Source organism: Devosia sp. A369 (assembly GCF_054489345.1).
In genome coordinates this window covers 161,664-180,491 of sequence record NZ_JBTMWV010000007.1, presented here as the reverse complement: position 1 = coordinate 180,491, position 18,828 = coordinate 161,664, and the positions used below count along the sequence as shown (strand labels likewise).

The 18,828-nt window shown below is 64.0% G+C and carries 21 protein-coding genes; 10 read left to right on the top strand and 11 right to left on the bottom strand.

Annotated elements, in window-relative coordinates; all coding sequences use genetic code 11:
- Window positions 1-18: 18 nt before the first annotated feature.
- Window positions 19-864, bottom strand: a complete 846-nt coding sequence (locus ACX3OZ_RS11490; protein ID WP_459095827.1) for a LysR family transcriptional regulator — start codon at window positions 862-864, stop codon at window positions 19-21.
- A 151-nt stretch (window positions 865-1,015) separates the two neighbouring features.
- Here ACX3OZ_RS11490 and ACX3OZ_RS11485 point away from each other — a divergent pair, with 151 nt between their 5' ends.
- The 9 genes from ACX3OZ_RS11485 to ACX3OZ_RS11445 all read left to right on the top strand — a co-directional run bounded on the left by ACX3OZ_RS11485 (window position 1,016) and on the right by ACX3OZ_RS11445 (window position 10,250).
- On the top strand, window positions 1,016-2,824 hold the full coding sequence (locus ACX3OZ_RS11485) for an assimilatory sulfite reductase (NADPH) flavoprotein subunit (protein ID WP_459095828.1): 1,809 nt from the start codon (window positions 1,016-1,018) through the stop codon (window positions 2,822-2,824).
- Window positions 2,824-4,521 (top strand): assimilatory sulfite reductase (NADPH) hemoprotein subunit, encoded by a 1,698-nt coding sequence (gene cysI, locus ACX3OZ_RS11480; protein ID WP_459104539.1) that lies wholly within the window; start codon window positions 2,824-2,826, stop codon window positions 4,519-4,521. The genes ACX3OZ_RS11485 and cysI overlap by 1 nt, the downstream gene beginning before the upstream one ends.
- Window positions 4,514-5,380: a sulfurtransferase gene (locus ACX3OZ_RS11475; RefSeq protein WP_459104538.1), complete on the top strand. Its 867-nt coding sequence runs from the start codon at window positions 4,514-4,516 to the stop codon at window positions 5,378-5,380. Before cysI ends, ACX3OZ_RS11475 begins: the two co-directional genes overlap by 8 nt.
- 184 nt (window positions 5,381-5,564) lie before the next feature.
- Window positions 5,565-6,836: an O-acetylhomoserine aminocarboxypropyltransferase/cysteine synthase family protein gene (locus ACX3OZ_RS11470; RefSeq protein ID WP_459095831.1), complete on the top strand. Its 1,272-nt coding sequence runs from the start codon at window positions 5,565-5,567 to the stop codon at window positions 6,834-6,836.
- A gap of 405 nt (window positions 6,837-7,241) precedes the next feature.
- Window positions 7,242-7,634, top strand: coding sequence for a DUF5602 domain-containing protein (locus ACX3OZ_RS11465; protein ID WP_459104552.1), 393 nt, complete (start codon window positions 7,242-7,244; stop codon window positions 7,632-7,634).
- Window positions 7,635-8,162, top strand: a complete 528-nt coding sequence (locus ACX3OZ_RS11460; RefSeq protein WP_459104537.1) for a plastocyanin/azurin family copper-binding protein — start codon at window positions 7,635-7,637, stop codon at window positions 8,160-8,162.
- A gap of 15 nt (window positions 8,163-8,177) precedes the next feature.
- Window positions 8,178-8,879 (top strand): RNA polymerase sigma factor, encoded by a 702-nt coding sequence (locus ACX3OZ_RS11455; RefSeq protein ID WP_459095833.1) that lies wholly within the window; start codon window positions 8,178-8,180, stop codon window positions 8,877-8,879.
- Window positions 8,880-9,182: 303 nt separating this feature from the next.
- On the top strand, window positions 9,183-9,596 hold the full coding sequence (rnk, locus tag ACX3OZ_RS11450; protein ID WP_459104536.1) for a nucleoside diphosphate kinase regulator: 414 nt from the start codon (window positions 9,183-9,185) through the stop codon (window positions 9,594-9,596).
- 120 nt (window positions 9,597-9,716) lie between these two features.
- Window positions 9,717-10,250 (top strand): hypothetical protein, encoded by a 534-nt coding sequence (locus ACX3OZ_RS11445; RefSeq protein WP_459104535.1) that lies wholly within the window; start codon window positions 9,717-9,719, stop codon window positions 10,248-10,250.
- Here ACX3OZ_RS11445 and ACX3OZ_RS11440 read toward each other — a convergent pair.
- The gene (locus ACX3OZ_RS11440; protein ID WP_459104534.1) at window positions 10,247-10,618 is read right to left on the bottom strand and encodes a YbaN family protein; all 372 of its coding nucleotides are present in this window, start codon (window positions 10,616-10,618) and stop codon (window positions 10,247-10,249) included. The genes ACX3OZ_RS11445 and ACX3OZ_RS11440 overlap by 4 nt on opposite strands.
- Window positions 10,615-11,301, bottom strand: a complete 687-nt coding sequence (locus ACX3OZ_RS11435; RefSeq protein ID WP_459104533.1) for an NnrU family protein — start codon at window positions 11,299-11,301, stop codon at window positions 10,615-10,617. Before ACX3OZ_RS11435 ends, ACX3OZ_RS11440 begins: the two co-directional genes overlap by 4 nt.
- A gap of 171 nt (window positions 11,302-11,472) precedes the next feature.
- On the opposite strand from ACX3OZ_RS11435, the gene ACX3OZ_RS11430 reads away from it, so the two are divergent.
- The gene (locus ACX3OZ_RS11430; protein WP_459104532.1) at window positions 11,473-11,928 is read left to right on the top strand and encodes a globin family protein; all 456 of its coding nucleotides are present in this window, start codon (window positions 11,473-11,475) and stop codon (window positions 11,926-11,928) included.
- On the opposite strand, the gene ccoS is transcribed toward ACX3OZ_RS11430, so the two are convergent.
- The 8 genes from ccoS to ccoN are packed head-to-tail and all read right to left on the bottom strand — an operon-like array spanning window position 11,925 to window position 18,771.
- Window positions 11,925-12,083, bottom strand: coding sequence for a cbb3-type cytochrome oxidase assembly protein CcoS (ccoS, locus tag ACX3OZ_RS11425; protein ID WP_459104531.1), 159 nt, complete (start codon window positions 12,081-12,083; stop codon window positions 11,925-11,927). The two genes, ACX3OZ_RS11430 and ccoS, sit on opposite strands and share 4 nt — an antisense overlap.
- A gap of 2 nt (window positions 12,084-12,085) precedes the next feature.
- Window positions 12,086-14,314: a cation-translocating P-type ATPase gene (locus tag ACX3OZ_RS11420; RefSeq protein ID WP_459104530.1), complete on the bottom strand. Its 2,229-nt coding sequence runs from the start codon at window positions 14,312-14,314 to the stop codon at window positions 12,086-12,088.
- Between the two features lie 3 nt (window positions 14,315-14,317).
- Entirely contained in the window at window positions 14,318-15,115 is a 798-nt protein-coding gene (locus ACX3OZ_RS11415) for a DUF2189 domain-containing protein (protein WP_459104529.1), read from the bottom strand.
- A 23-nt stretch (window positions 15,116-15,138) separates the two neighbouring features.
- A complete protein-coding gene (locus tag ACX3OZ_RS11410; protein ID WP_459095842.1) occupies window positions 15,139-15,351 on the bottom strand; it encodes a hypothetical protein in 213 nt (70 codons plus the stop codon).
- Window positions 15,348-16,226 (bottom strand): cytochrome-c oxidase, cbb3-type subunit III, encoded by an 879-nt coding sequence (gene ccoP / locus ACX3OZ_RS11405; RefSeq protein WP_459095843.1) that lies wholly within the window; start codon window positions 16,224-16,226, stop codon window positions 15,348-15,350. The genes ACX3OZ_RS11410 and ccoP overlap by 4 nt, the downstream gene beginning before the upstream one ends.
- Window positions 16,214-16,390 (bottom strand): cbb3-type cytochrome c oxidase subunit 3, encoded by a 177-nt coding sequence (locus ACX3OZ_RS11400; RefSeq protein WP_459095844.1) that lies wholly within the window; start codon window positions 16,388-16,390, stop codon window positions 16,214-16,216. Before ACX3OZ_RS11400 ends, ccoP begins: the two co-directional genes overlap by 13 nt.
- On the bottom strand, window positions 16,391-17,122 hold the full coding sequence (ccoO, locus tag ACX3OZ_RS11395) for a cytochrome-c oxidase, cbb3-type subunit II (protein ID WP_459095845.1): 732 nt from the start codon (window positions 17,120-17,122) through the stop codon (window positions 16,391-16,393).
- Window positions 17,123-17,127: 5 nt separating this feature from the next.
- Window positions 17,128-18,771, bottom strand: coding sequence for a cytochrome-c oxidase, cbb3-type subunit I (gene ccoN, locus ACX3OZ_RS11390; RefSeq protein WP_459095846.1), 1,644 nt, complete (start codon window positions 18,769-18,771; stop codon window positions 17,128-17,130).
- Window positions 18,772-18,828: the final 57 nt, after the last annotated feature.

Below are 18,828 nucleotides of genomic sequence, written 5' to 3'. Positions count from 1 at the left end.
AGCCCATCGGGGCCAAACCTACCCCACCGCACTCGACCGAAACCCACGCCGCATGCGGTCGATGATCCCCGGTTCGGCGCGGCTCGAATAGACCATATGCACCGAGTAGGAGAATTCCGGCGCGTCGGCCACGCGATGCAGTCGGCCGGCGTCCAGATGTGGCCGCACGGCGCTGAGCCGGAAATAGCCGGCGCCGCCGACCCGCGTCAGATAGAGCAGCGCCAGCGGCCCATGCGAGATCATCACGCCGGGGCTGGCAATTTCGGGAAACGCCGCCTGATGGCTGGCCTGAAACGACGGCCCCCAATCGACATGCACATAATCCTCGGGCAGGCCGCGCCCGCCATCGCTGGCGGTGGTCACCATCACCAGTTTTTCCGCCGTCAGCAGTTCGACCACGGTATTGCCGCCCTGCGGCGGTGGATCATACAGCACGGCCATATCCAGCGCGCCATTATGCACCGCCTCCAACAGCCGCGAGGGGATATCGACCTCGGCCCGCAGTGCGATATCGGGGGCCTCCTGTTTCATCCACACCAGCCAGTCGGCGAGGATCGGATTCCACAGGCTGATCTCGGAGCCGACGCTGGCGATATCGACCCGGCCCTGCGGCAAGCCGACCTGCTGGCGCGCCCGATCCCACACCTGAACCAGCGTCGTGGCATGGCGCACGAAGCGCTCGCCGGCCGGGGTCAGTCGCGCGCCGGACTTGTTGCGGATGAAAAGTCGCCGTCCAAGCTGCTCTTCAAGCGCGTGAACCCGCGCACTGACCGCGGTTTGTGTTACGTTTAAACGGCCCGCCGCCGCAACAAAACTGCCCGTCTCGGCGATCTCGAGGAACGTCTTTGCTAAAGCGATGTCCATGCTAGAAAGACCAATATTGTTGGTGTTATCGGACAATATCATTCATTTGACTGGTATAATAACCGCTGTCAACACTCCGGCCAACTGCAGAATTTCTGCCGGTTGACCAGCGAAGCGCGTGGTCGGCCGCGACCGCGGGTGACCTGTCGTCATGACCAAAACCGACTTTGCCGGCCCAGGGCTGAGCGAGGACCAGTGGGGCCGCCTCAAGGGCCTGGCAACCAGCCTCAGCGCCGAACAGGCCAATTGGGTTGGTGGCTATTTCACCGGCTATGCCGACGCCGCGCGGTCGAACGGCGACATTGCCACCATCCAGCCGCCGCTCGGTGTGCCGACTGCCAACGCCGCGCCAGCGCAACGCAGTCTGACCATCCTTTACGGCAGCGAAACCGGCAATGCGCTCGCGCTGGGCGAGGAACTGGCAGTGGCGGCCGTCGCGCTGGGGCTCAGTGCCAGCGCCGTTGATATGGCAGACTACCGTCCGGCATCGCTCAAGCAGGAGCAGGACCTGCTGCTGATCACCAGCACCCATGGCGAAGGCGAGCCGCCCCAGCCGGCGCTGGCGTTCTTCGAGTTTATCGCTGGCCGCAAGGCCCCGCGCCTGGAGGGTGTGCGCTTCGCCGTTATGGCGCTGGGCGACAGCACCTATGAATTCTTCTGCGAGACCGGCAAGCGGCTGGACCGGCGATTGGAAGAGTTGGGCGCCGAACGGCTGGAGGCGCGGATCGATTGCGACGTCGACCAACTGGGGCAGGGGCGCGACTGGGCCAAAACGGTGCTGCAGGCGCTGGCCCAAGATCACCCATCGGTGTCCGCTACAGTCGCGCCATCGACTTCTACGACCGCACCCAGCGTCGATCAGGCCAATCCGTTTATCGCCGAGGTGCTGGAAAATCTCATCATCACCGGGCGCGGATCGAGCAAGCAGACCCGCCATCTCGAACTCAATTTGCAGGGCTCCGGCCTGCGCTACGAGCCGGGCGATGCGTTGGGCATTGTCGGGCAGAATGATCCGCGCGTCGTTGCCGAGCTGCTGGACTTGCTCCAGCTCGATCCCGAGCAGGCGCTTGGCGATGGGGCGACCCGACTTGGTGAAGCCCTGCAAAGCGGTTTCGAGATTGCCACCGCCACGCCGAAATTTCTCTCTCATTGGGCCGAGCTCAGTGGCGCTGCCGCCTTGGCCAATTTAGCCGGCCCCGACAAGTCGGCCGAACGCTTCGCCTTCCTCGAAGCCCATCATGTCGCCGATATCATCCGGCTTTATCCCATCGTCGGCATCACCGCCGACAGCTTCTTTGCCGGGCTGCGGGCCCTGCAACCGCGCCTCTATTCCATCGCCTCAAGCCAGACTGCGCAGGATGGCGATGTGCATCTGACGGTATCGACGGTGCGCTATCAATTGCATGGTTCGGAGCGCTTTGGCGTGGTCAGCGGCGGTCTGGCCCGACTGCCCGACGACGCCACCCTGCCGGTCTATATCAAGCCCAATCCGCATTTCCGCCTGCCGGCTGACGATGTGCCGATCATCATGGTCGGGGCCGGAACCGGCGTCGCGCCCTATCGCGCCTTCATGCAGGAGCGTGAGTTGCGCGGAGCGACCGGCCGCTCCTGGCTGGTGTTTGGCGACCGCAATTTCCGCTCCGATTTTCTCTATCAGGCCGAATGGCAGGCCCAGCTCAAATCCGGCGCGCTCAGCCGCATGGATGTCGCGTTTTCCCGCGATGGCGCCAGCAAAGCCTATGTGCAGCACCGCCTGCGCGAACAGGCGCGCGACATCTTCGCCTGGCTGGAGCAGGGGGCGCATTTCTACGTCTGTGGCGATGCCAAGGGCATGGCGCCCGATCTGCATGCGGCCCTGCTCGCTGTCATCGCCGAAGCCGGCGGCAAATCGCTGGAGCAGGCCGAAGATTATGTCCGGGCGTTGCAGCGCGCCGGCCGTTACCAGCGGGATGTATATTGATGAGCATGGATCGCAGCACCGACCTGTCGCAGCCTTTGGCGCAACTGGGGCCGGACGAAAGCCTTAAGGCCAATAGCGATCAGCTGCGCGGCAGCATTGCCCTCAGTCTGCTCGACCGCATCACCGGGGCGGTCAGCGGCGACGATACCAAGCTGCTGAAATTCCAGGGCATCTATCAGCAGGATGACCGCGATGTACGCGACGAGCGCCGCAAACAGAAGCTGGAGCCGGCCTATCAGTTCATGGCCCGGGTTCGCCTGCCGGGCGGCGTCGCCACCCCCGAGCAATGGCTCAAGATCGACGCGCTGGCCCGCCAGCATGGCGGCGACACTTTGCGCATGACCACGCGCCAGACCTTCCAGTTCCACTGGCTGCTCAAGGATAGTCTGCGCCCCACCATTCAGGGCCTGCACGAGGTGCTGCTCGACACCGTGGCCGCCTGCGGCGATGACTCGCGCGGGGTGATGTGCTCGGTCAATCCGCAGCTCTCGGCGCTGCATGCCGAACTCGCGACACTGGCCCAGCAGTCGAGCGACCGCGCCGTGCCCAAGATGCGCGCCTATCACGAAATCTGGTATGGCGATGAGCGCGTGGCCACCTCGGAACCCGAGGAACCGTTTTACGGCCGCACCTATATGCCGCGCAAATTCAAGATCGGCTTCGTGCTGCCGCCGAGCAACGATATCGACGTCTACTCCCAGGATTTGGGTTACATCGCCATTGTCGAAGGCGGCGAACTGGTCGGCTTCAACGTCGCCATTGGCGGCGGCATGGGCCGCACCGACCGGGTGCCCACCACCTATCCGCGGCTGGGTGATGTCATCGGCTTCATCCCCAAGCATCAGGTATTCGCCACCAGCACGGCCGTCATGGCGGTGCAGCGCGATTTCGGCAATCGTGCCGACCGGGCCCGCGCCCGCTTCAAATACACCATCGACGACAAGGGCCTCGCCTGGGTCAAAGCCGAGATCGAAGCCCGCCTCGGCTTCCCCTTTGCCCCTGCCCGCCCCTTCGCCTTCACCAGCAATGGCGACGAGCTGGGCTGGACCGAGGGCGACAATGGCAAGTTTCATTACACGCTGTTTGTGGAAAACGGCCGCCTCGGTGCCGGCTCCAAAACCCGCGCCATGGATGGCTTGCGCGCCATCGCACAAATCCACACCGGCCAGTTCCGCGTCACCCCCAACCAGAATGTCGTCATCGCCGGTATCGCGCCCAAAGCCCGCCCTGCCATCGAAAAGCTCCTGGCCGATTATTGCCTCACCGAAAACCACAGCCTGATCCGGCTCAACGCCATGGCCTGCGTCGCCTTCCCCACCTGCGGTCTGGCGATGGCCGAAAGCGAGCGTTATCTGCCCAGCCTGCTCGACAAGCTAGAACCGATCCTCGCCGGTCACGGTCTGGCCGATACCCCGATCACTCTGCGCATGAGCGGCTGCCCCAATGGCTGCTCGCGCCCCTATATCGCCGAAATCGCCCTGACCGGTCGTGCGCCCGGCAAATACAATCTCTATCTCGGCGGCGGTTTTCACGGCGAACGCCTCAATTCCCTGATCGCGGAAAATATCGGCGAGGCGCAAATCCTCGCCACCCTCGACCCCCTGTTCGGCAACTACGCCGCGCAGCGCCTGCCGGGCGAGCATTTCGGCGATTTCTACCACCGCACCGCAACAGAAAAGGCAATGCAAAATGGTTGATATTCCCGCAGGCCCATTGGTCACCGCCGCCTGGGTCGAGGCCAATCTGGCCAATCCCAACATCCGAATTTTCGAAGTCAGCGTCGATCCCGGCGTTTATGCCGCCGGCCATATCCCTGGTGCCGTCAATCTCGATTGGCACGTCGATCTGGTCGATACCGTCAACCGCGACATAGCCTCGCGCGAAAAGCTTGAGGGCAAGCTCCGCGCGGCGGGCGTCGACGCTGACACCACGATTGTGATTTACGGCGATCACAATAACTGGTTCGCCGCCTGGGGCGCCTGGGTGCTCGAAATCTATGGGCTCGGCGCCAAGGTCAAGCTGCTCGATGGCGGCCGCAAGCTCTGGGAGGCAAGCAAGCTCCCCGTGACCGCCGAAGTCCCTAGCTTTACCGCCTCAAACCTGATCCTGGCCGAACGCAACGAAGCCCTGCGTGCCCGCCTCCCCAATGTGCTGGATATTGCGCAGGGCCGGATCGACGGCAAGCTGGTCGATATCCGCTCGCCCGACGAATATAGCGGCAAGATTTTTGCCCCCGAGGGGGTCAAGGAATTGTCCATCCGCGCCGGCCACGTCCCCGGCGCCGAGAATGTGCCTTGGGGCACCATCGTCAACGAGGACGGCACCTTCAAGCCGGTGGATGACATCCGCGCCATCTATGCCGCCAAGGGCGTTGATGGCTCCAAGCCCGTGATCACCTATTGCCGCATCGGCGAGCGCTCGAGCCATTCCTGGTTCGCCCTCAAGCGCATCCTCGGCTACGACGTGCGCAATTATGACGGCTCGTGGACTGAATATGGCAATGCCGTCGGCGTCCCGGTGGAAAACACCGCCGGCACCATCTGGCTGGGCAAATAGCCGACGATTTTGCGTGCAGGCCGGTTGCGAAGAAACCCGTTTGTGCCAAAGCGCCAGCGCGCAGCACATTATGGCGGAAACCGAGGCGGATTCGCACTGACATTACCGGCCGTGCGCTTGGCGCGCGGCCGTAAACCGTTATGGTAGCGCCGGAATTTATTGGCTAATTACAGGGAGATTTTTCATGAAGCTCGAAACGCTGGCGCTGCACCACGCCTACAAGTCCGATCCGACCACCAAGTCCGCCGCCGTGCCGATCTACCAGACCACCTCCTACACGTTTGACGACACCCAGCATGGCGCTGACCTGTTCAATCTGGCCGTGCCCGGCAATATCTATACCCGCATCATGAACCCCACCACGGCGGTGCTGGAGCAGCGCGTGGCCGAGATGGAAGGCGGCATTGGCGGCCTCGCCGTTGCCTCCGGCATGTCGGCCATCACCTATGCCATCCAGGCCATTGCCGGCGTCGGCGACAACATCGTCTCGACCAGCCAGGTCTATGGCGGCACCTATAATCTGTTCATGCACAGCTTCCCCCGCCAGGGCATCGAAGTGCGCATGGCTGCCGGCGACGATTTCGCCGCGATCGAGGCGCTGATCGACGACAACACCAAGGCGGTGTTCTGCGAGTCCATCGGCAATCCGGCCGGCAATATCGTCGATATCGAGCGCCTGGCGCAGATCGCGCACAAACATGGCGTGCCGCTGATCGTCGACAACACCGTGGCGACGCCGTATCTCTGCCGCCCGTTTGATTTCGGCGCCGACATCGTCGTCCACGCCATGACCAAATATATTGGCGGCCACGGCAATTCTATCGGCGGCATCATCGTCGATAGCGGCAAGTTCGATTGGGTGGCCAACAAGAAGCGCTTCGCCGTGCTCAACGAGCCCGATCCGTCCTATCACGGCGTGGTCTATACCGCCGCTCTGGGTGCTGCCGCCTATATCGGCCGCTGCCGCGTGGTGCCGCTGCGCAATACCGGCGCGGCTCTGTCGCCGCACAGCGCCTTCCTCATCCTGATGGGGCTGGAAACGCTGGGCCTGCGCATGGAGCGCCACAACGAAAACGCGCTCAAGGTGGCGCAGTTTCTGGAAAACCACCCCAAGGTGAGCTGGGTCAATTACGGCGCGCTGCCGACCAACAAATATCATGACGTCGCCAAGCGCATCACCAAGGGCCAGGCCTCGGGCATTGTCAGCTTCGGCATCAAGGGCGGCCAGGAAGCCGGCGGCAAGTTCATCGACGCGCTCGATATGATCCTGCGTCTGGTCAATATCGGCGACGCCAAGTCGCTGGCCTGCCACCCGGCCTCGACCACCCATCGCCAGCTCAACCCCGAAGAACTGGCCCGCGCCGGCGTCTCGGAAGATCTGGTGCGCCTGTCGGTCGGCATCGAGCATATCGACGACATCATCGCCGACATCGACCAGGCCCTCGCCAAGGCCTGATGCAACGAAGGCGGCCCCAGTGGCCGCCTTTTTTGTCTGTTGCCGCGTGTCTTCCACACCCCCGATGTCATCCCGGCCTTGAGCCGGGACCCATCCCGAGATGCTCCCACCGTCACCACCCGACTTGTTCGGGTGGTCCAGGGGACGCGGTGCCATCGCTGGATTGCGGGGACAAGCCCGGCAATGACGGTGGACGAGAGTTTTGAAATCCCAATGCCTCCCCCAACCGCGATCCGTCCCCTCCCCCTTGAGGGGAGGGAGTGCATCGGGGCTCCCGAAAACCCAAAAATCCCCGGGAACCTTTCCCCTCCTCCCTCATCCAATGGTGCAGAACAGCGGCATGGGCCGCCGTCATATCCTGGAGATGGAAAAGTGAAACTTCTTGCCCTTGCCGCTGCCGCCCTCATGCTGGCCGGCTCCCTGCCGGCCATGGCCCATGATGTTCCCGCCGATATCGCCAAGGCCCCGCCGGCTGGTGCCTTTGCGGCGGTGAGTGGTCTGGTGCCGCTGCCCGATTTCCTGCCCGGCATGGGCCAGCTGTTTGTCGATCCGGCGACGCTGCCGGCCGGCCCGTTCCTCGCCTATGATCATGACGGCGCGCTGGTCAGCACCATCTATATGTTGCCGATGAAGGACCTCAATCCCGACAACCGCTTTGAAGACCTGGCGGCTCCCGGCGGCAATGTCGATCACGTCGATGTTTACTACAATGCCGGCCATCCCGGCGTCGAAGAGCCCCATATCCACGTCGTGCTCTGGCATGTGCCGGTGGCCGACGAAGCTCGGGTCGCCCAGTAAATGCTGACGCGTCGGCGCATATTGGAGGTCGGCGGGGTCACCCTCGCCGCCTTCGCGCTCCGCCCCGCTCTGGTGCGGGGTGCGGAGATTGTCGATATCGAGATGACCGGCAAGCCGGATGGGTCCGAGGTGTGGTTCGATCCGATTGGTCTGCATATCCAGCCGGGCCAGACCATACGCTGGACCAATCGCGATGCGGGCAATTCCCACACCGCGACGGCCTATCACCCGTCGCTGTTTGATCGTCAGCAGCGCATCCCCGAAGGCGCCGAGCCCTGGGATTCGGACTATCTGCTCCCCGGCGACAGCTTCTCGGTGACGCTGACCGTGCCGGGGGTCTATGATTACTACTGCGTGCCGCATGAGCATGCCGGCATGGTCGGCCGCATCGTGGTCGGCGATGCGCCGGCGGCGGACTATCCCGCCACCAGCGCCGATGCCAAGCTGATGGCTCTGCCTGATGTGGCGCTGGCCGCGTTCCCGTCGATTGCCGATATCGTGGCGGCGGGTGCGGTGCAGCGCAAATGAGTGGGGATTGATCGGATGGATCTAACGACCCTGGGGGCGGCGGGCACTCCCGCCGCCGATAGCGAACAGGCTCTGGTTGCGCAGGCGCGGCAGGGCAGCGAAAGCGCCATTCGCCGGCTGATCAAGGCCAATAACCAGCGCCTGTTCCGGGTGGCGCGCAGCGTCATGCGCAATGATGGCGAGGCCGAGGACGTGGTGCAGGCGACCTATGTGAAGGCCTTCACCCATCTCGACACTTTTCGCGGCGAGTCGCAGTTTTCCACCTGGCTGACCCGCATTGCCCTCAATGATGCGCTGGGCCGGGTGCGCAAACGCCGGGTCACCACCGATCTGACGGCGCTGGACGCCGCTGTCGAAAGTGATAGTGGCCTCGGATCGCTGTTTCCGCTCTCTCTGGTACCCCTTTCTGCCGATAGCGAGGCCGATCGAACCGAAATGCGTAAACTGCTCGAACACGCCATCGACCAATTGCCCGAGGCCTTCCGTCTGGTGTTCATCCTGCGCGACGTCGAGGGCCTGTCCATTGCCGAGGCGGCCAGCCAGCTCGGCATCAAGCCCGAGACGGTCAAGACCCGCCTGCACCGGGCGCGCCAGCTGCTGCGCACCACCATTGAACAGCAGATTGCCGGCTCGTTTGCCGATGTGTTCCCGTTCGACGGGGCAAGGTGTGACAGTATGGCCGACAAGGTCATCGCGGCGCTGGCTTCTGCCTCCTGACTGCTAGCCCGTCGGGGGCGTCATCTTGACAATTTCCGCCGACGGGCTACCTATCTATACATGAACCCGCTTTGCACATTTCTGACGACGGCAACCCGCCGGGAACATCCGGTCGAGGGATAGTTGCCCTAAACTCGCATACTTCGGTATCGGTCGGGTTTAGGGGTTCATCACATCTATGACATTGTCAAAGCGCAGCCGGTGCCATCGCACCGGGGCCATGGCATGTCCCCCACAATTTTCTGCTCAGCGAACGCGGCCTACTGGCCGGCACCGATATACGATCGCCTTGGAGACGAAGACATGAAAACACAAACGCTGCGGCCCCGGATCACCGTGGGTGAACAGGAACATCGGCAGTTGACCTTGCTGGCCACCGGCGGCTCGACCGACGTGGCCGATGATCTGCTGGCCGAAATGGAGCGGGCGCGGGTCGTGCCCGACACTGCGCTGCCCGAAGACATTGTCCGCATGGGCTCGACGGCGCGCTATCGCACCAATGCCGGCGCTGAGCAGGAAGTGACGCTGGTCTATCCGGCGCATGCCGATATTTCGCGCGGCCGCATTTCGGTGATGACGCCGATCGGCGCGGCGCTGGTTGGCCTCAAGACCGGTCAGGCCATCACCTGGGTGACACGGGAAGGGCGCAAGAACGTCCTCACCGTGCTGGATGTGCGCCCGCCGGTGCCTGAAGCGGAGGGCGAGGCGGCCGAATGAGCCGCGCGTCGGCGGCGTCATGCCTCCGCGCCGCAAGCGTTGCTCCCTGACCGCGCAAAATCGGTCAGGGAGTTGTCCTGGCCTCTGCGAGGCCTGTTTTCGTCTGCAGTGGGAATTGCCATGTCCGACCCTCAAGCCGTCAGCCTGACCTCCAAGGACTATGCCGTTCTCGAAACGCTGCTGGCGGCACCGGGCGATGCGTTCAGCGGCTCGACCATGTTCATCCGCCGCAAGCTGCGCAGCGCCACGCTGGTATTCCCGACCGATATCGACGCCAATGTGATCACCCTCAGCAGCCGGGTGCGCTATCGCATCGATGGCGGCGCGACCGAGGAGCGGGTCATCGTTGCCAGCGCGGGCGAAGCCGTGGCATGGCCAACGCTGGGGCTGGACTGCGCCCGTGGCGTCGCCCTGCTCGGGGCGAGCGTCGGGCAGTCATTGGAAGTGCCGCGTCAGGACGGGACTTTTGAAACCCTGCATGTCGAAGCGGTGCTGTATCAGCCCGAGGCACATGGCGAGGTCGATACCGGAGTTGCGCCCGAACCGGTCCGCTCCGGCACCGTCAGCCAGTTCAGCGCCTTTCGCCACCGGCGCAACAGCCCGCCGCGCGACTTTGACGGCGATGACGACGATCCCGGCCCGAGCGCCGCCTAGCGCGACGGCGCGGGACGCGTGGCGATGAAACTGGCGACTGCCAGCAGCGTCATCGCCAGCGGCACGGCGATCATCAGGCCAAGCCCGTAGAAATACAGCGCTGCACCATAGCCTGCCGCCATGGTCACCAGCGCGATGGCTTTGGTGCGGGTGGCAATCGCGCCTTCGCGCTGCCAGTTGCGCAGCGGCGTGCCTAAGACCGGATGCGCCAATAGCCAGGCCGCCATGCGCGGCGACGAGCGATAGAAAAACCACAGTGCCGCCAGCACAAATGGCGTGGTCGGCAGCAGCGGCAACACCGCTCCAGCCGCGCCCAGCGCCAGCATGATCCAGCCCAGTACCAGATAGACGGCGCGCAATCCCGTCATGCTGTCACCATCGCCAGCGGATCGGCCCCGACCAACATGGCGTGCCCACCCAGCAACAGCCACGCCGTCAGCGCCGCGCTGATCAGTACGGCGATCAACAGTGGCGCATCCATCCGCAATTTGGCCCGACCTGCCACAATGGCGGCGAAAGGCAGCACGGAGGTGGTGGCGGCGACTGCCGTCCATCCATCGCCCAGACTGCGACGGGCGCGTCGGTCGCCGATCACCATGCCGAGCATAGCGAAGGCGAGCAGCGCGCCGAACAGCAACAGGCTGCGCAGATCGCCATTGGGCACCAGATGACTACCGGCCCACAGCGCAAAACCCCACAGCACCGGATGGCGGGTGATGGTGGTAATCGCGCCGGCGTCACTGCCGGGACGGCGCAAAGTGATCGAGGCCGGGTTGGGACTGGTCAAACCCGCCAACAGGAAAACCAGCCCGATCGGGGTCAAAATCAGCGGCACCCAGGCCTGCCATGGCGCCGGGTCCCACAGCGGCAAGAAATCCAGAAGAAAACTAGCAGCAAACAGCCAGAAAACTGCCAGCAAAGAGGCAGCAGAATAGCAGAAAAGATAGGTCTTTCTGCCCATTATGCTGACAAGTTTGGCCCGCAGCGCCGGGATGGCTGGCACCATATGCAGCAATAAAAATACCGCCAGGGCGGCGAAAAACTGGGTCAAAAAAGGCTTCCGATCTCGATCTGGCCAAAATAGCGCAATGGGCGCACCCTCGCCACGACCATGCCGTCGCATGCCCAGGAATAGGCGTTCGGTCTTTGATATCGATCAACTGCAACGCCGATTAGTGCGCTAAAGTAAGGGCTTACCGGCCTGTTGAGACGCGATAAGCCCATGCCTTTTTCCCCTTTCGCCCCGTCTGTTTTCTTCGACGAAGCGGACATTGACGCGCTGGTCGCCGAGTTCAGCGAGCGCATCCGCCGCAGCCCCTCGCTGCGCCCGGCGCTGGATCGGCTGGTGGGCAATCAATGGGAAGAGGCCGAGCAAGCCGCCGGATCCTTCCTGCGCGCCACGATGTTTCTTGAGGCGCGCCCGATAGTTAACGGCGATTGGCTGCTACAATTGCTGCGCCTGCTCGACGCCAAGGCCATCGATGAACTCGCTGACATCCTGCTCGATTGCGCCCTGGTGGCACTGCCGCTGCACAGCGCTGCGGTGGTGGCCGAGATCGGCGAGGAATTGGCGCGATTGCTCAAGGGCGTGGTGGTCCATGACGGCATGGCCCGCCAGCGCCTGCTGCTCAAAGCGCGCTCACGCCTCGCGGCCGGAGCCTTGATGAGCCGGCTCTAATTGTCGGGCCGCGGCTCGTCGTCCTCATAGAGAATACGCTCCGCAGCGCCGTCGAGATCCTCATATTGCCCGTCGCGCAGCGTCCATAGAAAGATCACTAAACCGGCGGCGCCGAGCAGGACCGAGATGGGGATTAGATAGAAAAAATCATGCATGGCTAAGCCCTTAGCCGCTGCTTCGCCGACCAGCGATAGCCGCCCCAGCCCAACCGCAAGGCGTTCAACACCACCACAATCGAGGACAGCGACATGGCGATGGCGGCGAGGAACGGATTGACATAGCCGGCCACGGCGATGGGCAGGGCGATGACATTGTAGAGGATCGACAGCGCGAAATTCTGCCGCACCAGCCGCCCGGCATCGCGGGCCACGGCCAGCGCCAGCGGCACCGCCGACAGATCATCATGCAGGAACACGAAATCGGCGGCGCTGCGCCCGACATCGACAGCGCTGGACGGCGCCATCGAGACATGGGCGGCGAGCAGGGCCGGGGCATCATTAAGCCCGTCGCCCACCATCAGCACCTTGTGGCCAGCGGCCGTCAGCGCAGCGATGCGCTCGGTCTTGCCGCCAGGCAACACGCCGCCGGCGCTGGTTGCGATGTTCAAATCACTGGCCACGGCGGCGACGGCTGCGCTTGTGTCGCCGGAGATGATTTCCACGCCCAGCCCGGCGTCGCGCAGCGCCGCAACGGCGTCCTGCGCGCCGGGCCGTAGCCCATCGCGGAAGCTGAAACGCGCCAGCTCAACGCCATCGGCGCTAAGGATGGTGCCGCTGGCGTCGGCGTTATTGGTGAGCGCCCAATCGGCGCGGCCCAGTCGATAGGTGACACCATTCAGCAGGCCCTCGACGCCAAAGCCGGGCAGTTCGCGCACCGCACTGAAGGCCACGCCATCGCCGGTGCCGGCGCGGGTGATGGCGCGCGAATAGGGGTGCCGCGAATAGGCGGCCAGCGAGGCCGCTTGCGCGAGAACTTGCGGCGCGATGGCGTCGAGGCCCAGCAGTTGCGGGCTGCCCAGGGTCAGCGTGCCAGTCTTGTCGAAGACCACGCTGTCGATTTCAGCCAGCCGTTCCAGCGCCGAGCCGTCCTTGACCATGATGCCGGCGTCGAACAGCCGACGCGCCGCCACCACCTGCACCATCGGCACCGCCAGCCCGAGCGCGCAGGGGCAGGTGATGATCAGCACGGCGATGGCGACGGTGACGGCATTGTGCATGTCACCATTGAACGCCATCCAGAACAGGAAGGCGGCGAAGGCGGCGAGGTGGACGATGGGCGAATACAGCGCGGCGGCACGGTCGGCGATGCGGCGATAGCGGTTGCGGCCGCTCTCGGCGACCTCCATCAGCCGCAGCATCTGCGCCAGCGTCGAATCCTGTTCACCGGCTGTGGCGCGAATGGTCAGCGGGCCGGTGAGGTTGAGCGTGCCGGCCTCCAGGCGCGCGCCGGGTTCAGCGGCGACGGGCAGGCTTTCGCCGCTGATCAGGCTGCGGTCGAGGTCGGAAGTGCCAATCAGCACCAAAGCGTCGACCGGCACACGCTCGCCGGCGGCGAGCAGAATTGTCATGCCGGGGGTGACATCGCGCAACGGCAAATATTCGGGATGGCCATCGGCTTGCAACACCAGCGCGCCGCGCGGTGCAAGCCGGGCCAGCCCCTTGACGGCGGTGCGGGCGCGTTCGCGCATCACATGGTCGAGCGTGCGCCCGATCAGCAGGAAGAAAATCAGCGAGATGGCGGCGTCGAAATACACCTCGGCGCCGGAATTTACGGTGTCGTAAAGGCTCAGTGCCACGGCCAGCGCGATGCCGATGGTGATCGGCACGTCCATATTGGTGCGGCGATGGCGGATGGCGTTCCAGGCCGAGACATAGAACACCCGACCCGAATAGAGCACCGCCGGGACGGCCAGACCGGCGCAGATCCAGTGCAGGATATCGCGGGTGATCCCATCGGCGCCCGACCACACCGAGCCCGACAACATCATGATATTCATCGAGGCAAAGGCCGACACCGCCAGCGCCCGGATCAGGCCGGGCAGGGTGCGGTCCTTCTGCTCGTCCTCGACCTCGTAGAGATGGGGCGGATAGCCGAGGTCGAATAACGTCTCCATCAGGGGCGGCGGGGTGTCGCCAAGCCAGCGCACGGCGACCCGCTTTGTGGACAGATTGACCCGCGCCGACTGGATACCGTCGAGCTTGCCCAGTGCCTTTTCGATGGTCTGGATGCAGCCGCCGCAATGGATCGAGGGCACCGACAGATCGGTCTGCTGCACGCCGCCGCCCACGGCGCGGCTGGCGAGCCGCACTTCATCAGCCGAGGGGCCGCGCTGGATCGGTCCAGCGACGGCCTCGATGAACTCAGGCGGCGGCAGGCAGCAGCTCATGGGTTAGTCCCGCACGGCGGCATAGGCGTGCCAGGTGGCATGGCCGAGCAGCGGGAAAATCACGATCAGCCCGATCAGCGCCGTGCCCAGGCTCAGCGCGGTCAGCGCCAGCACGATGACACCCCAGAGCAGCACCGACGGCAGATTGTTCCACACCAGCGACATCGACATGCCCATGGCCGAGAAGGCATCGAGCCGGCGGTCCAGCATCATCGGAATCGAGAAGGCGCTGATGGCGAAGGCGAAGGCGGCGAACAAGCCGCCCACGGCGGTGCCGCTGACCAGCATGGCCAGACCCGTCGGGGTGGTGAACAGCATTTCCACGATGTGATCGAAGCCGGGAAACGGCCGCCAGCCGAAGAACAGCGCGTAGAGCAGCACAGCGGCCCGCATCCACAGCAGCATCAGCATCATCAGGATGGCGCCAACGAAAAACAGATGGGTGCCGCCGCCGCGCTGCGGAAAAATCATGCGACACAGCGTGATCTTCTCGCCCGCTTCCAGCCGGCGGCTCTTCTCATAGAGGCCAGTGGCCAGCAGCGGCCCGACCACGAGAAACCCGGCCAGCGCCGGGAATAAAATGTGGTCCCAACCGAAGGTCAGCATGCCGGCGATCACCAGCAGCGACAGCAGCGCGATGCCCAGACCATAAAGCAGGCTCGGCATCGGACGGACCCAAAGATCGCGCCAGCCCAGCGCCAGCCATTTGAACGCGGCGCTGGCCGGCAGATTGCGGTTGTGGTCGATCGCCGGGGGCAAAGCGGGGACGGTATCGGGAATGGGTATCAGGGTCTTGGCCATGGGGCGATCCGTTGGGTTGAAGGTCAGCAGGCCGATTTGGCGGCGCGGTAGGCGCCATCCGTGCCGGCGCCCTTGAGGTGGGTGACGCAATCGGGCTGCGACGAGAAGGCGACATAGACAAGGTGGGCATTGGCGACCAGCAGCACGCCGATAATCACCACGGCGGCAATGATCAGCAGCCGGAACGTGCTGCGCCGCCGCGCGTCATTGTCCCGGCTGCCGGCCTCGACGCTCATGGTTGGCTGGCCCGCAAATCGAGCACATAGAGCGTCAGCAGCCGAATATCGGCAGCCGACAGTCGGCCCTCCCAGGAGGGCATGGTGCCGGCGCGGCCGCCATAGACCGACTGGCGGATGCTGGCGTGGTCACCGCCATAGAGCCAGTAGGCGTCAGTCAGGTTCGGTGCGCCACTCTCGCTCATCCCCATGGCGTCCTCGCCATGGCAGCCGGCGCAATTGTTGGCGAAGATTTCGGCGCCTGCGGCCAGGGTTGCTGGATCGACGGCAAGGGTTGGATCGGACAGGGTCTGCACATAGGCCACCACTGTGTCGATTTCGGCACGGGCCAGCATCTGGTCGCGGCCAAAGGCCAGCATTTCGGCATAGCGCGTCTCGGGACTGGAGCCGTTGATGCCGACGCGGATGGTCTCTTCCACCAGTTCAGCCTCATCGCCCCACATCAGCGCCGCGGCGGCCAGATTGGGGAAGCCGGTGCTGCCGGTGGCCGAGGTGCCGTGGCAGGCGGCGCAATTGTCGCCGAATAGCGCCCCGCCGGTTTCTCGCACGATATTCATCAGCGCCGGATCGGCCTGGATGGCGGCGAAATCCTCGCTCTCGATGCGGCTGGTCCAGTCTGCCCGTTCCAGTCGCCCTTCCTGCACGCTCTGGGTAACTGCGGCGTGCTGATCAGCGCCCAGCAGACCCCGGAAATAGCCATTGATCCCCGGCCAGCTTGGCATCAGCACGGTCCACAAGACGGCAAAGCCCGCCAGCAGGATGAGGAAGAAATACAGCACGCGCGGCACCGGCGTGTTGAGTTCCTTGATGCCATTCCACTCATGGCCGGTGGTGACCTGACCGGAGATTTCGTCGCGTTCGCCTAGCCCTGCCATGGCCGGTCCTCCTCTTCACGAACCGGCAATTGGGCGGCGGCGTCAAAGCCCTTTTTGTTGGAGGGCCAATAGGTCCAGACCAGTGCGATGACGGTCATGGCCAGCATGTAAAACAGGCCGAAGGACTTAGCGAAGCCGACAACGGCGTCATGATCGAAGGGCATTTATTCGGCCTCCGGCTGGTTGGGTTCATGGGCGGCATTGGTCAGATTGCCGAGCACCTGCAGATAGGCGACCAGCGCATCCATGTCGGTCAGGCGGTTGGAAACGCCGTCGAACATGCGGATATTGGTGGCGTCGCCATAGCGCTCGGCGACGCCGCTCACCTGGGGCGAGTCCGGATTGGCCTGGCCATAGGCGTCGAGCGCGGCATTGGCGATCTGCTCGTCGGTATAGGGCACGCCAACCGCCCGCAGCGCCTTGAGATGATTGCTCATCTTGTCGGTGCGCAACTCGTCGCGCAGCAGCCAGCGATAGGCGGGCATTTTGGACTCGGGCACGACGTCACGCGGATTGTAGAGGTGCATAGTGTGCCACTCGTCCGAGTATTTGTTGCCGAGCCGGGCCAGATCCGGCCCGGTGCGCTTGGAGCCCCAGAGCTGGGGATGGTCGTAGCTGCTTTCCACCGCCAGCGAATAGGGGCCGTAGCGTTCCACCTCGTCGCGCAGGGTGCGGATCATCTGGCTGTGGCAGGCGTAGCACCCCTCCCGCATATAGATGTCGCGCCCGGCCACTTCGAGCGGGGTATAGACCCGCATGTCGGGGGCCTGTTCCACCGTTTCGTCTATGGTGAACAGGGGAGCGATCTCGATCAGCCCGCCGATCGAGGCGACGAAGATGATGAACACGACAAGGCCGATGGCGCTGCGTTCGAGGTTATAATGAAGGCCGAACATGGCGCTTATTCTCCGGCTTGCAGGACGGGCTGGACGGGAATGTCGAGGGCGACATCGTCCGGGGCGGTGGCCGGCATGCGGATGGTCATGACGACATTATAGGTGGCAACCAGCGCGCCGAGCAGGAACAGCAGGCCGCCAAAGGCGCGGGCGATATAGTAGGGATGCATCGGCACGACGCTGTCGATGAACGAGTAGGCGAGGCCACCGCTCTCGGTGTAGGTGCGCCACATCAGGCCCTGGATGACGCCCGAATTCCACATGGCGAAGACGTAGATAACGGTCCCCGACAGGGCGAGCCAGAAATGTAGCTCGACCAGCTTGTTGGAGTAGAGCCCCGGGCGTTTCCACATCGAGGGCACTAGCGCATAGAGCGAACCGAAGGTGATCATGGCGACCCAGCCTAGCGCGCCGGCATGGACGTGGCCGATGGTCCAGTCGGTGTAGTGGCTGAGCGAGTTCACGGCGCGGATGGCCATGAACGAGCCTTCAAAGGTGGTGATGCCGTAAAAGATCGCGGCCAGTGCCATGAAGCGCAATACGGCGTCGTCGCGTACCTTGTGCCACGCGCCGTTGAGGGTCAGCAGGGCGTTGCCCGCCGAGGCCCAGCTCGGCACCAGCAGCACGACCGAGAAGGCCATGCCCAACGTCTGCACCCAATGGGGCAGGGCGGTGTAGTGCAGGTGGTGAGAACCGGCCCACATATACATGAAGGTGATGCCCCAGAAGCTGATGATCGACATCCGGTAGGAGAAGATCGGCCGGCCGGCGCGCTTGGGCAGATAGTAATACATCATGCCCAGGAAGCCGGAGGTGAGGAAGAAGGCCACGGCGTTATGGCCGTACCACCATTGCGTCATGGCATCCTGCACGCCGGAGAACAGCGAGTAGGATTTGGCGCTGCCCCAGTCGATGGGAATAGCCAGATTGTTGACGATATGCAGGATGGCCACGACCAGGATGAAGGCCATGTAATACCAGTTGGCCACATAGATATGCGGCTCCTTGCGGCGGGCCAAAGTGCGCATATAGATGGCGAAATACACCACCCAGACGACGACCAGCCAGATATCAGCATACCATTCCGGCTCGGCATATTCCTTGGACTGGGTAATGCCCATCAGATAGCCGGTGGCGGCGATGACGCAGAACAGATTGTAGCCCAGCAGCACGAACCAGGGGCTGATCTGGTCGGGCAGGCGGGCGCGGGTGGTGCGCTGCAGCACGTGGAATGAGGTGGCGATCAGCGCATTGCCGCCGAAGCCGAAAATCACGCCGCTGGTATGGACCGGACGGAGACGGCCAAAGCTGGCCCAGGCCGCGTCAAAGGTCATATCGGGCCAGGCCAGCAGGGCGGCGACCCAAAAGCCGGCGCCCATGCCGGCGATGGCCCAGAGCAGGGTGAGGATGATGCCGACCTTGGTGGGTTCGTCGTAATATTCGCTGAGCCGCTCGGGGCTGGGCTCGGGCGCATCCTTGCCGCGTAGCACCAGCATGAAGCCGCCCAGCCCGGACGCCAGCACGATCCAGCCGTGCGCGCCCAGCAGGTCATTGCGGCCGCCGATGGCCATGGCGAGGCCGACAAGGCCGAGTGCCCCAAGGATCAGCATGGCCCAGAGCCGCTCGGCCCGTGTCAAATCTGCAATCATTATCGGTCGTCCTGTTCCGGCGTCGGGCAGAGGCCCGCATTCCGACCGAGGCCTAAT